At 43.8% G+C, this 13,990-nt stretch carries 13 protein-coding genes; 1 reads left to right on the top strand and 12 read right to left on the bottom strand.

Features of this window, described 5'->3' with window-relative positions; all coding sequences use genetic code 11:
- Nucleotides 1–67 precede the first annotated feature (67 nt).
- The 11 genes from WMO28_RS08455 to WMO28_RS08505 form a co-directional block, all read right to left on the bottom strand.
- A complete protein-coding gene (locus WMO28_RS08455) occupies nt 68–2,044 on the bottom strand; it encodes an ATP-dependent DNA helicase (protein ID WP_349056668.1) in 1,977 nt (658 codons plus the stop codon).
- 21 nt (nt 2,045–2,065) lie between these two features.
- The gene (locus WMO28_RS08460; protein WP_055057434.1) at nt 2,066–2,791 is read right to left on the bottom strand and encodes a DUF4240 domain-containing protein; all 726 of its coding nucleotides are present in this window, start codon (nt 2,789–2,791) and stop codon (nt 2,066–2,068) included.
- Nucleotides 2,792–3,315: 524 nt separating this feature from the next.
- Entirely contained in the window at nt 3,316–3,810 is a 495-nt protein-coding gene (locus WMO28_RS08465; protein ID WP_349056669.1) for a DUF3846 domain-containing protein, read from the bottom strand.
- 56 nt (nt 3,811–3,866) lie between these two features.
- The gene (locus WMO28_RS08470) at nt 3,867–4,307 is read right to left on the bottom strand and encodes an ECF-type sigma factor (RefSeq protein ID WP_055057436.1); all 441 of its coding nucleotides are present in this window, start codon (nt 4,305–4,307) and stop codon (nt 3,867–3,869) included.
- A gap of 272 nt (nt 4,308–4,579) precedes the next feature.
- Nucleotides 4,580–5,299, bottom strand: a complete 720-nt coding sequence (locus WMO28_RS08475; RefSeq protein WP_173827895.1) for a winged helix-turn-helix transcriptional regulator — start codon at nt 5,297–5,299, stop codon at nt 4,580–4,582.
- Between the two features lie 145 nt (nt 5,300–5,444).
- Nucleotides 5,445–7,181, bottom strand: coding sequence for an ABC transporter ATP-binding protein (locus tag WMO28_RS08480; protein ID WP_349056670.1), 1,737 nt, complete (start codon nt 7,179–7,181; stop codon nt 5,445–5,447).
- On the bottom strand, nt 7,178–8,917 hold the full coding sequence (locus WMO28_RS08485; RefSeq protein WP_173827897.1) for an ABC transporter ATP-binding protein: 1,740 nt from the start codon (nt 8,915–8,917) through the stop codon (nt 7,178–7,180). The genes WMO28_RS08480 and WMO28_RS08485 overlap by 4 nt, the downstream gene beginning before the upstream one ends.
- Nucleotides 8,910–9,572, bottom strand: a complete 663-nt coding sequence (locus tag WMO28_RS08490; protein WP_173827898.1) for a hypothetical protein — start codon at nt 9,570–9,572, stop codon at nt 8,910–8,912. The genes WMO28_RS08485 and WMO28_RS08490 overlap by 8 nt, the downstream gene beginning before the upstream one ends.
- On the bottom strand, nt 9,553–11,046 hold the full coding sequence (locus WMO28_RS08495) for an ABC transporter ATP-binding protein (RefSeq protein ID WP_349056671.1): 1,494 nt from the start codon (nt 11,044–11,046) through the stop codon (nt 9,553–9,555). The genes WMO28_RS08490 and WMO28_RS08495 overlap by 20 nt, the downstream gene beginning before the upstream one ends.
- On the bottom strand, nt 11,046–11,786 hold the full coding sequence (locus WMO28_RS08500) for an energy-coupling factor transporter transmembrane component T (RefSeq protein WP_050004278.1): 741 nt from the start codon (nt 11,784–11,786) through the stop codon (nt 11,046–11,048). The genes WMO28_RS08495 and WMO28_RS08500 overlap by 1 nt, the downstream gene beginning before the upstream one ends.
- Nucleotides 11,786–12,391 carry an MptD family putative ECF transporter S component gene (locus WMO28_RS08505; protein WP_015533385.1) on the bottom strand — a complete coding sequence of 202 codons (606 nt, stop codon included), beginning with the start codon at nt 12,389–12,391 and terminating at the stop codon, nt 11,786–11,788. Before WMO28_RS08505 ends, WMO28_RS08500 begins: the two co-directional genes overlap by 1 nt.
- A 294-nt stretch (nt 12,392–12,685) precedes the next feature.
- On the opposite strand from WMO28_RS08505, the gene WMO28_RS08510 reads away from it, so the two are divergent.
- Nucleotides 12,686–13,684: a helix-turn-helix transcriptional regulator gene (locus WMO28_RS08510; protein ID WP_349056672.1), complete on the top strand. Its 999-nt coding sequence runs from the start codon at nt 12,686–12,688 to the stop codon at nt 13,682–13,684.
- Nucleotides 13,685–13,846: 162 nt separating this feature from the next.
- Here WMO28_RS08510 and WMO28_RS08515 read toward each other — a convergent pair.
- Nucleotides 13,847–13,990, bottom strand: a 144-nt coding sequence (locus WMO28_RS08515; RefSeq protein ID WP_349056674.1) for a CHAP domain-containing protein, incomplete at its 5' end; no start/stop codon positions are given.

A 13,990-nucleotide genomic window follows, 5' to 3' on the forward strand; every position in this document is an offset into this window, starting at 1 on the left:
TACCACTAAACTTTTTGTCTTATTTTCTGTCCAGATCTGGGCAGAACCAACAACACCACGGATGTTATCAGCTGTAGTAACGCTCCACTTTCCGGCTTCGGATAAAGTCCTCTACTTCATCGATTTTTTCTGCCATCTGGCACTTTGGCAGGGCGTCCAGAACATCTCCCCGGTACTTTCCTTTCTTTGTCGCTCGGTGGTCTAAAATGGACACTACACAGGTGTCCTGCTCCGTCCGGATCGCCCGTCCGAATCCCTGGCGCAGTTTCTTCTGCATATCTGGAACAACAACATTTTGAATGTAGGATTCCAGTGATCGGTATTGTTCCCTTTGTGCTTCATGGATGGGGTCCGGTACAGCAAACGGCAATTTTACAATGATCAGGGACGATACCATATCCCCCGGAAAATCCACACCTTCCCAACAGGAGCCGGCTGCAAACAGAACGGCATTTTCCATCTTCTTAAACCGTGCGATTTCTTCCTGTGAGTTTCTCCATACCTGCACCATCGGGAACGGGATCTGATCCCGCAGGAGCTGCTGCACATTTCCCATCAGGGTATAAGATGTAAACAGTACCAGTGTATGCCCAAAAGTAGAACACACCAGATCACGGATCTGGCCTGCAAGTTGCTCGACCTCTTCCCGGCTTCCCTTGAGCGTCGCTTTTAAATTCTCAGGAATATAGAGCAGACAGTTCTCTCTGTAACAAAATGGGGATTCTGCTACACACTCCCGGACTCTGCTTTTCTTTTCCAGCCCGGTCATCTGTCTGGTCCTTACAAACCCATTTCCGGCTTTTAATGTTCCACTGGTGAGAATCGAGGGAAATCCCCTGTCCCATAAGGAATCATGGAGAAACCTTGGAATCTCTCTGCTAACAGCCATAAACACAGGATCTCCCCTGCCGTCTGGCTGAAGAAATAAAACGTATCTGGTATCCTTCTTCAGAAACCAGCCGAACAGCTCTTCCATCTCTTCCAGCCGCCGGAAGATCCAGTAAGGGACATTTCCAGCAAGTCTTTTAAGCATAAGACTGAGATTCCCCCTTACCTGCTCCAGAGAAGATCGGCACTTTGCCGGAAAATAGAAATTTTCTTTTCCAGCTATGTCATCTCCCATCCCGGCCTGATCCTTACGGATTTCCATTGAAAGTGTATTAAACCAATCCTGTAGTCTCTTACCTTCCGAACTTTTATGCTCCCTGTTTAAGAAATACGAGATTTCCTGCACATCCTCTCTTCCAATACTTCTCCCATCCATCTGGCTGGCAGCTTCTGGGAGCTTATGTGCTTCATCTACTACCAATGCTCTGTAATCCGCCAGCAGAGGCCGGTATTCATTCATCCGGTGCATGGCGTCTGCCAGAAGATAATTGTGATTGCATATCTGTATAAAAACTTCCTCTTTTTTGGAAACATCCAAATATTTCTGATAACGGCATCCTGCTTTCCCCGGACACTCCCTGGGGCAGAATTTCGGTACGCACACCAGCCTGCGGTCAAAACCGCTCAGGTTATGTACGGAATCTAAATCAAAGTTATGCCGGAGGGACTTCAATGCCTCCATCTGTGCCTGATTTTTATTCTTGTCCCGGACTGCCTCTAATCTCTGGGCCAGCCTGTAATCGCATACAAAATGTTCCTTTCCCTTGCGGACGACCGCTTTTAACTCTCCCTGAAGCAGATCTGCTTTTAACAGTACGTCCGATAAGAAAGGAACATATTCCTCTATGATGGCTTTCTGTAAGGCGATACTGGAAGTGGATACCACTACAGACCGCCTGTCACATCCCGAATAACCGGAATGCAGTACACTATATTTCCGCATCAGGATGCAGGCTGTCAGATAGGCATAGGTCTTTCCGATGCCGACTCCTGCATCACAGAGCGTGATTTCGTTTTTCATAAGGGCATCCAGCATTTCATGGCAGAGACGGATCTGTTCTTCCCTTACATGAAACCCGGCTTCCGGGAGAAGCTCCCGAAAGATCTGTTCCACTTCGCCATGTGCCCTTTTCTGATATTCATTTTTATAACACATTACTTCTCCTTGCCAGAAAGCTTATCTTACCGTACCCTTACGGACGAGTCTGGTCGCTTCCGGTGTATTCTGTCCCTGTTCCTGCATTTTCTTTATGGCAGCATTCCCTCTTGCCATCATCCTTCGGATATCCGTCCGGGAAACATTCCATGTCCTTACTTTCTGAGGAGCTTTCCTTACCTGCTCGGACAAATGGCATTCACAGAGTTTCGGATATACCACCATTGCTTCCGGTAATTCCAGCGGATACTCGATCATGGGATGGTACACAATATCCCGGATCACCTGCTCATAACATTCCATCTGCATTCTTGCCGTACTGTCCTGATAGATATTTTTCCCTTTCATGGCACTGTAGACCTGCGATGAGATGTATCCCAACGCTTCAAAACTACAGTACCCATACGGAGTCACGCCGGAAAGGGAATCCGGATCTTTTAAGGCATTCAGATAAACTTCTTTTCCCTGGGCGATCAGCCACATCCGAAAATCGGAAAAACTGTCATCACTGCACCCTGCTTCCATCATAATACCTGCCGCTGTCCATAAGCCGTACTTATAAGCCGCATCCCGGTAACTGTAAACAAGATTGTGGAATTGGAGGACATCCTCCGGTGTCATATAGAAGAGCTGCTGCTTGATCCACACTGCCGAAGCATCCAGATCGGTGCCGCACACTTCCTTTGCTTTTTCAATCAGATTCCAGAATTGATCCTTGCTCATTCCACTTCTTTTTGTTTCTTCCATCTGTTCTCTCCCCTTGATGTGACGTTAATACCACAAGAATACGGCTGTAGTCTCCCACAGCCGCATGGTATCTGATATCAACGACACACTTCTTCATTGATTTCTTTTTTATCTTGCTGTTCCGCATTTGACCTCGCACCCCCGGAACTATCCCTGTATTTCTTCTGGGAAAGGGGACACTACAGGCGGGCGGCTGGCCTGCCGCCGCTCACAGATGTCCTAGGGGTCTTTCTGATTACAACCCGGAGTCCATCTTCCGCTCTCTGGCTGGTAACGTGTATCATTATCCCCCGTCCGTGATCCTGGCGAAAGGCTGCCACCGCCTTATTCACAGCTATGCTTTCTCGCTCCAAGTCTAAGAATCTTTACCCTATACTTAATCATGGCGCTCATACTGTCACGCTTCTACGGTTGGGAACGTACCTGTAGTGCCGATATTCACTTGCCAAAGAACAGCCGAGGGATGTCCCTCTGCTTACTAGCCGATGGCAGTGTATTTTTTTATTCACTTCACAAAAAATATTTTATCTTGCATCCCCGGATCTGTTTTTCTTCTTTGCCGGATTCTTTTGTTTTTCATCGTTCTTACGGCTTTCTTTCTGTTTTTTTGCTTCTTCCGGCGGCATCTTCATCACATGGAGTTCTCCGTTAAACAGAGTAAAAATTTCCGGTGACTGGTATTTTTCTTTAAATTTTTCAATCTGCCCCGGTGTCAGCGAAGTAAAATCATCTTCTGTCAGTCCTACCACAAGGAATGTTCCGGCAATGGCATCATAGACCTGTCCTCGGTCATCGTACAATGCCCGATTTAACGGCAACCCCTCAAATTTTCCATTGCCGTTTAAAAGAATTCCAACCTCATCCTCAAACGGATAAGTCATCTCAATGTCACCGCCTACTGCCTGCTGCAGATCTTCCAGCTCATTGGGGATGCTTTTGACATAGGGTGCTTTCATCGGCTCGACTACCAGTACCGTCATCATTTCTTCCTGCATTTCGGACACTTCTTTCTCATCCATCGTATCAATCCTCCTGTCTATTCGTTCTGATAATCAGCCGATGAGAGCCTTTTGTTTTATTCAAATTTCATGGACTTTTTGATTTTCTCCCGTAACCTCCGCAGTCTTGTATAAACAGTCTGCTCCGGCAGTTCCATGTGATGGCTGATCTCCTTTGGTGCATATCCCATCATCTTCAGAACAACCATCTGAAGAGTTTTCTTGTCAGTCGATAACAGGATCTGGAGCAATTCCTCATTCTCCACGGTATCGAGCAGGGCTTCCACACTCTCTGGCTGAGACTCTCCTGATTCTTTTTCTTCCAGAAGCAGTTCCATACAGTCCAGAAGTGAGGTCTGATGTTCCCGGAATCTCCGCTCTGCGTTAAAATCGTTCCAGTCATACTCCCGGAGCTTCTGGATCGTCTCTTCATCCACACCCTGCTCACGCAGGATCTTCTCTTCCTCTGCTTTCCACTGGTTCCATCTATATTCTTCTTTTGCTTTGTTATAAGCCACTTATCTTTTCCTCCGATCTGAATTTTTGTGAAATCAAATCGGAGTGTGGCGGTGATCTGGCTCGTTCTTCCTGTCCACAGGAATGGCCGGCATCTCTGCTGTTTCCCTGCAAACACGGATCTCCTTTGTAATCATATCTTTACAAAGGCACAGTGTATCGGATGCACCTGTCAGTTAACGGTCAGAAACCTGTCAATTGACGGTCAATTTTTATCACCTTCTTTCCAGCACAAATAAAATAAGACGAACAATCTTTTTACGGATTATTCGCCTTACTGCTGTTCGTTTTCATTATTCAATTCAAATTTGTAACCTATATCCCTGACACTGACAATGCAATTCCCGGCACCGTCTTCAACGACATTCAACTTTTTTCTCAATCGCTTTACCAGACACCAGATGATATTTTTAATATCACCAACAGAATAATCTTTCCATACAAGCTGGTAAATCTGTTCAAATGTGTATACTCTCATCGGTGTCACCGCTAATAAGTATAAAAAATTATATTCTTGTCGTGTTAAATGTAACGCTACATTATTCCAAAATACTTTATGTTTCTTATGATCCATTACAAGTTTTCCCTTATTAATCATCGTTTCGGATTGCTTTTGAGTTATTTTTTGTTTATTATTTCGTCGTGCCAATGAAAAAATCTGCAGATCTACTTCTTCTATAGTGCTATTTATATCCATTACACAATCTGCACCAGCGTATATTAATTCTTTTTTCCATGACATACACAATAAAGAGGAAGCATCCGTCAAAATAATAATTGGTATCTGCGTTATTTTTCTAATAGCAGATATAATATTACTTATGTTCTCTTTATAAAGGATCACTCCTATTATAAGCACATCATAAGAAAATAAACTCAAATTATGCAGTAAAATTTGTAGATTTTCTGCATAATCTGAGTTTACCTCATTGAATAGTTTTTGATATGATTGATTGTCAAAATATGCTAATATTTTGTATTTTGTGTCTTTCATATTTCTATTTTAAAAAAGCAACACTTTCTATTTCTTCACAGGAAAATCATCAAATGCATTGTCATTTTTTGCAAAGCACACTTTCTTGCCGCATGCTCTGATATTCGCATGTGATCAGGTACAAATGTGGGGCATTCATATTGCCCTATAATTTCCAACTTTTAATGGATTTTTCTTTTTCCCACATAGTTTTATAAAGAGGCACTGATTGTAATAATTCATCATGTTTTCCGCAGCCCTGCAAAAAACCGTCAGATAAAACAAGTATCTGATCTGCATTTTGGATATAGGACAAAGTGTGTGATACAAGGAACACCGTCTTGCCCTTAATCATTTCTTCTATGCCCTTCTGTATTGCTACGGCATTTTCGGCATCCAGACTGGAAAGTGCCTCATCCAAAAGAATGATCGGAGAATCTTTCAAAATTGCCCTCGCAATAGCGACGCGCTGACGCTCACCGCCGGAAAGACTTGCGCCGCCCTCGCTGATAATCGTTTGATAGCCCTGTGGGAGCTTTTCTATAAATTCGTGACAGTGAGCCTTTTTTGCCGCCTCTATTACCTGCTCATCCGTTGTGCTCTGGTTTCCCATCCGGATATTATTCATCATGGTATCCTGAAAAAGATATACTTCCTGAAAAACGACACTCACATGACGCACCAGATCACTATGCTTTAATGCTGCCGCATCTTTCCCATTCAACAGAATCCGCCCGTTTTTCGGCGTTATAAATCCCGGAATTAAATTAAGCAGAGTGGATTTGCCGCTTCCAGAAGGGCCAACCAATGCAGTGATCGTTCCAGGTTTAGCTGAAAAACTTACATGACTAACTGCTTCACGCTTTCCATCATAGCTAAACGATACATTTTCAAACCGTACATCGGCTTGTATATCTGCAAACTGTGTAGTTCCCTGTTTTTCATTTTCAGTCGGCAGGTTGTTGATTTCTGCTATGTTATCCAACGATGCGTTTGCAAGATTCATCATGGCAAAGGAACCCATCAGAGCTTCCAGCGGACGGTAAAAAATAATGCCCATAATTGCAAAAAACAAATAGGTTGCCGGGGTTAATGAACCAGAACGAACCATTGCAATGCCAACACCCAAGCTCAAAAACAGGCCCAGATTCAGGCAGATCTTATAACCCATGCTCCAATTCGTCAGCGTCGCTTCATAACGGTCAGAAGCCGTGCAATATCTGTCCACCTGATTCTCCACGAGCTTACCGGATTGCTCCAGCCGGTATGCCTTGATCGTTTCCATGCCCTGTACATATTCCAGTGTGGAATCAATCATTACCACCTGTGCATTTTTCTTCTGCTCTCCCAGTTGAACCATGCTCTTTTGAAACTGCTGGTAGAGGATATAGCCGGGGATGATCCCCACAAACAGAAGAAGCGCCATACGCCAGTCCACACTAAGCAGCATCAGAGCAAATACAACCGTCATTATCATGCTGGAAACGAAACCGGCAATAATCTCCATGATATTCATTTCCACGAAACTTAAATCAGTTGTAAACAAAGATGTAAGCTGGCTGATCTTGTCTTTTGTAAAGTAGTAGAGCGGAAACTGTTTGATTTTCGCCGCAATCGAAAGACGTTCATCCCGCATCATGGCATAAGATACCGGGCGCTGCTTTACAATCGTAAAGTAATAAAAAATAAAATGCAGGACAGTATAAACCAGAAACATAAGGCTATACTGTATCAGTTTTTCCCTTGTAAACGAGCCGCCCAAAATATCTTTTATCGCAAGGAACAGCATGAAATATATCGCGCCCTCACAAATTGAGGTCAACGCCTGAAACAGCCACGCAAGATAAAGCTGCTTTTTGCGCTCGCCTGCAAGGTCTAAGAATTTCCGTATCATAGCAATCATGCGTTTACACCTCCCATTTTCCATTGATCGGATTGCTCAAAGGCCGCCCACATATCCTGATACGGGGAGCAACGTCTTATCAATTCATCATGTGTGCCGCAATCAATCACTTTGCCTTGTTCCAGAACCACAATCGAATCAGCTTCCTTGATACTAGAAAGACGGTGCGCTATTACGAGTACGGTTTTTCCCTCTGATAATTTAGCCAGCGCCTTTTGCAGTAAATCTTCATTGTCGGCGTCAATGTAAGCCGTTGCCTCGTCAAGAATCACAACCGACGCATTTTTCAGAATTGCCCTTGCCAATGTGATTCTCTGTTTTTCGCCACCGCTCAACTTGGTTTCCTTGTCTATCACTGTGTCATAGCCCTTTGGAAGCCGCATAATAAAGTCGTGACATACGGCATCCTTTGCTGCCTGCATCATTTCTTCCTCCGTGGCCTCTGGGTTTCCCATCATAATGTTTTCCCGGATACTCTTTTTGAACAGGAACGTATTCTGGGTCACAAAGGAGATCTGGGACATCAGATCGGATAGCGGAATCTGGTTCAGCGGTACGCCTCCCAGGCAAATCTGTCCCTCGGTTATATCCCAAAACCGGCAGATCAGGCTGGCCGCCGTACTTTTACCGCTGCCGGAAACACCGACGAGCGCAGTTACTTTTCCGTCAGGAACAGTAAATGAGACATCTTTTAATACCGGCTGTCCTTCCCCATAGGAAAATGTAACGTGTTCAAACACAATCGTGTGGTCGGAAAGTTCTGCCTTCGAGGTCGTATCCGCCATTTCATCCAGCTTCAGAATTTCGTCTATCTTTTTTGCAACAGAAGCGTTCATGCCGATATAATCAAAGTTATTAGAAACAGTTTCCAACGGAATCAGCATGGCAAGCCCCATAAACAGATACATAATATAGCTGGCCGCTGTCACGCTGCCGGAGAGGTACATCAAACCGGCAAGTGGAAACAAGAACACAAGGTTGCTGTTTAAGTCGGCATGATTAAAAGCAACATATTTCAAGCAGCTTTGGAACCACTCTGTTACAACGGTGCTGTAAGTGCGGATGCTTTCTGACAGGCGGCCATAAGTGGATTCGTCGGCGGCAAATATCTTCAGTTCTTTCATACCGTTGACATATTCCACCGTCTTAACGCTGACGTCGGCAAACGCCTGATTAAATTCGTCCATTTTTTTCATCTGAACGATAATCATAAGAATACCGACAAGAATAAACAGAACGACCGGAATCAGCATGATACCGGCTACCCTAATGTCCAATATCGCCAGCAGGATTTCCATACATAGCGGTACAGCGAGACCAGAAATAATCTCTGGAATGTTATGGGCGTAAAATGTCTCCAACTGTTCCATATTGTCCATAATGATCGTTTTGACCTGCCCGGATGCCGTTGTTTTCACATAGCCCATTGGTAAACGGGCAATTTTACGGAACAGCTTTTTACGGGTTTCCCCCAAGGTCTGGTAGGCTACCTTGTGAGAGATTTTTGTGCCGGTTCCAAACAGCAGATGTTTCAAAATGATTGCTGCGGCAATCAGGCACACATATTGAAAAAGATTCTCTGTCCGTTCATTCAGAAAACAGGTCACAATGCCCCAAACGCCCAAATAGGGCAGGATGCCGCACAAAACAGACAGGACGCAGCAGATTACCGCGCCGATCAGGCGACGCTTATTTTTCTTATCAATTAGTCCAAACAGAGCTTTTACATCACTCATTACAATTCATCTCCTCCTTGCGGAATAGTGAAATTCCAAAATCTGTCCGATACTCCATTTTGCCAACTAGGTATAGCAATAGTTCCATGACTTTAATACGCATAAGGTAATTGCGGTACTGTTCCGGCAGCAAGAGCAGTTCGGTAAAAATATGCTCCACGCTTTTTGTCGCTGGTGCTATAAAACAGCCGCCCGCTGTAAAAAGCCCTTGAAAATCCATGTCCTCGTCAAACGCGATTGTCCCCAGCATGATATTCAGGCTGTTTATAATCTGCGGCAAATAAGCCACCACTGAAACACCAACAAAAGGGTTTTTCCCAAAATCACAGCTTTTCAGGTGGCTTGCACCATTGAAAACAGAAATATAATGGTCGCTCATAACCATCTCCGGCTGGTTGCTGAACAGCATATTCACTCGCCCATGAAAGCAATAGGTGACTTCAATAAAACGATCCTTACATTGGATGCTCTTTTGAATTGGAGTTGTGATATGAACATTGCTATAAACAATTTCAGCACCAGGCATCACTTCAAAGCTCTGCATGGTGCCTTTCCCAAATTTTGGAGAAATTGTATATATCTTTGAATCCTTTTCAACGGAACAGTTACCGATCAGCTCATGGAAGAACAGGAGGTCATTTTCCATTCTCCTCAAGGTTCTGCCTCCTTTCTGACCGCAAGAAAAAATCGCGTAGTCGATGCAGATTGTCGTAGGAAAGTGGGTAATCTTCCTGCTGTTTTCCGTTATCTAAATGAATCACTCTTGTACAGGCTGCCGCTAAAAATTCGTAATCATGGGTTACAACAAAAATTACCTTTCCCATTTTAGAAAGCGTTTGAAATAACCCTGCAACCTGAATCATGCTGTCATAATCAAGTCCGCTAGTCGGTTCATCAAAAATTAAAACATCCTTACGGCATACCATACTTACTGCCACGGCCGCACGCTGCTTCTGGCCCCCGGAAAGTGTATTGGGATGATGCGTACGGTACTCATAAATACCCAGCCGTTCCATTGCCTGTTTTGCTGCATCCAGATCAGGATGCTTAATTCCAAATACACATTCCTTTTCCAATGTATCGGCAAATAACTGATAGCTTACGTCCTGCATCACCATATAGGAATGTTTTAATCGGCTCTTTGCGTTCAGTTCTTTACCATCCCAAAGAATCTTTCCCGTACAGTTTGTGTGCAGACCGCATAGTGATCTGGAAAATGTAGATTTTCCGGCTCCATTATGGCCGATAATTCCTATGATTTCTCCCGGTGCCGCACTCAAATTCAAATCGTCCAGAACCAGCTTTTTCTTATAGAACAAGGATAAGTTCCTGACTTCCAAAATCGGCTTTTGAGAATTTTCAGCAAAGGCCCTTGGCTGTACCTTTGACAAATCTAAAGCGCGAAGTCCCATACTATGCCGCTGTTCTTCAGGAGTAGAAAGAAACTGACTTGGAGAAAACACAGCAGATATAGCCCCGTTTTCCATATACGCAATGCGGTCAACTAATTCCCTTAGATAATAAATCCTATGTTCTGCAATTAGAATGGTCTTGCCTTGTTTCTTTAGGAGTTCAAGTGTACGCCGCAAATCCTCAATAGCATCCATATCCAGATTGGACGATGGTTCATCTAACAAGTAAATACTCGGAGACATAGCATAGATGGACGCAAACGCCACCTTTTGTTTTTCACCGCCAGACAATTCAAATATGCTTCTCCCCGTCAGATGTGCTATATCTAAATCCGCAACTGTCTTTGAAATGCGTTCTTTCATTTTTTCCCTTGGATAAGTCAGATTTTCCATTCCAAAGGAGATTTCACTGTCTGTATCTACATTAAAAAATTGAGAGCGTGGATTTTGGAATACAGACCCCACATACTCGGACACTTCATATATGGGATAATCCTGTATATTTTTACCGTCAACATAGGTTGTTCCGGTGACTTCTCCCGGATAAAAGTATGGAATCAGGCCATTCACAAGACGGGTCAATGTGGTTTTCCCACAGCCGCTTCGCCCACACAACAGCACACACTCGCCTTTGTTGATTGTCAAATCAACATCGCGCAGTCCGCCATTTTGTAATGATTCCTGATAGGTAAAAGAAACCTTGTCAAAACGGATCATTAGCCTGCACCCCCTTTCAATTTCAGCCAGATTGACACTGACATAAACAAAGTGAACAGGATAAAGCATACGGCATCCGCAACACTAAAGTGGATTTCCTGCAAGCAGGTTCGGGGCTTCGGATTTTCCAGCCCCCTTGTAACAGCCGCCGCCGACAATTCATCCGCCACTTTCAGTGCTGACATCATCATCGGAACATAGATACATTCCACTGTTCGGGCCGGATGGGTCAGCAGACTTTTGACGGTTGGAGCTACATCGCGCATCCGCATGGCGTCGCTGATATAGCCCCAATCCTCATGCACCATAGGAAAATAGCGGAGCATGACCGTCAGAGGAATAACCATTGCTTTTGGCATATGAATACGGTTCATGGCCGCCATAAATTCATTTACCCTTGTCGTGCTGACTAAAATACCTCCGAGCATGGCACAAGGAAAGATTTTACGGATAAATACGGTAAATGTTACAATCGCAATCTGCAAAGTCCCTGTCAAATAATTTGTTCCAATGATATGCAGAACAACCATTCCCGCATAGACAGCAGCCATTCTTACCGTAAACCGCTTTGCTCCTACAAGGATGCCGAGAATCACAACGCATACAACCAGCGCAATCTCATAGAGTAAAGAGGGCGCAAGGAACAACGCAACATTTCCGACGATCAACAGATATAGTTTTGTGCGAGGGTCTAAATGTAATGTGGCAAGTGTGTCTTTTGTTTGCAGTTGCATCTCCATTACACTACTCCGGCCTTTTCAAAATGCTTTTTCAATAGTTTCTGGCCTACAAGACCGCTGATAGCAGCACAGATCAACACGCCGATAATCATTGCCGGGAGCATCCAGTTTTGCGCGGTTGAAACCATTGTGTCCATATAGGTCTGTTCTGTTCCCTTTTCTACCAAATATTGCACATAGGCGTCGCGGTCAAACCAAAGCATACCGTAGGAGAAAACTGGGCTGAGAACAAAAATCATGTAGGACAACAGGTTACGCCCTTTGTTTCTAAAGTTCCCGGAACCGGCCAGCAGATCGGCCACAACGCCGAGAATACAATATGCCAAACACATAGACCAGTACATACCGAGTACGAACAGTACACCTCCTACCAAAATACCGGTGACAATGATTGGGCCATGCTTCGGCACCTTCGCCAGTATCAGCATATAAACCGGGCCGCACAGCAGCGCAATAGACAGCGGGCAAAGGAAAGTCAGTACAGGGAAGAACCCAAAGATAGCCTCGCCAATCATGGCGCATACCATGTACAAAGCAGCAAGGATGCCGGTGGTAATCAAATCACGCACAGACAGCCCTTTTTTCATTTGTTGTGAATTAGACATTTTCAACGTCCTCCTATTTATTATTTGCTGGCAGAAGCCTCATTGACCTACGCACAAAATCGTGATAGAATTGCTGTAATTAGAGTCAGCTAACCAGCCAGTAATGTCATTCTACTCAGTGATTTTTTGGGTGTCAAATCCGGCAAAAAAGGTCAAAACAGGAGTTAAAAGTGGAAAAACAACCGGATATATCAGTGCTTTTTGTGGTTTTGCTGACAGCCTTTGCGACATTTTGGAGCATAAAAAAAGATACTGCGGATTATTCCGACTACATAAGAAACGGGGGTGAGCAGGATGCAGACCGATTCTACACAGGCCGCGCACGAATTAGGGGATGCTTCTTTTTATCTGCATGATTATCATTTTCGACAGGATAATCATAATGGAATCTGCACCTTGCAGCCGCAAAACAGACAAGGCTATGGAAATATCTATCAGGTTCAACCGACAGATGGATTATTCCTGTCAACCGGAAGCTGGATACCATACGCCTCAATGGAACGCAAATATGAGATCAATCAAAAGCTGGTGAAAATTTATTATTTGGAATCCGGCGGTGTTACCCTGATCCAGAATGGGCGGAAAGCCCAACCTATCACAGAGGGAATCCACCTTTATCTAAATAAGCCGTCACAGGGGCGAGTATTATATCAACCCAATATACCAATCAGCTATGCGTCAGTTTTGCTGTTTGAAGATTACATAGAGAAAAATCTGCAAGACCGTTTTACCCCGGACGATTTTGACTATGCAGAGGTTTATGATTGGAAAGCTTTTGATTATAATACCCCGGAAATTGGAACCCTGTTTTTGCAGATACGGGATAAACTGATTGCTGGCGAAACCTCCCGTCTTTACTACGAAAGCAAAGTAGGTGAACTGCTTTCTATTGTGGCAGGCAACTTTCATAAACAGCGACAGGAGATAGCATCTAAACACCAGTCTCTTTCCAAACAAGAGAAAAAGGCGCTGGAATCTGTACGTCTGGCTATTGAACAGAATATTTTGAACCCGCCAGAACTCTCGCAGCTTTGCAAAATAGCAGCAATGGGACAAACTAAACTTCGAGAATCATTCAAAAAAATGTATGGTGTTCCTATTGGGACATACATTCGACAATCCAAAATGAAATATGCTTCACTGTTACTTAAAAAGAATGAATTATCAATTTCATCTATAGCCAAACATTTAGGGTATCAAAACGCAAGTAAATTTTCTAGCGCTTTTAAAAACTATTTTAATCAATCGCCTGAAATTTATCGAAAAAATAATTATAATATACGTAAAGATTAGAATCACTTGCCATTTTTTTAGAAATTTTTTAATTATATTATCACAAAAAAGAGGCGCTAAGTTTGCACCTCTTTTATTGTAAAATTCATACTCATTCTCTAATTTGTTTTTTTAAGGTAATCTAAACTATTGAAGACGCTCTAAAAATCAACATATTAATTTTCAAAGTATGCCGTATCCCATGATCGTTCCGTTATTGATATCATAGCTTCTCTTGTTCACGGCATCACTGGAGTTTCCCTCTACCGTATATACGGTACTTCCCTCAGTTTTCTCCACGATTCCCACATGGTCTGAGGTTCCGTC

Source organism: Blautia aquisgranensis, assembly GCF_040096615.1.
Taxonomy (GTDB): domain Bacteria; phylum Bacillota; class Clostridia; order Lachnospirales; family Lachnospiraceae; genus Blautia_A; species Blautia_A aquisgranensis.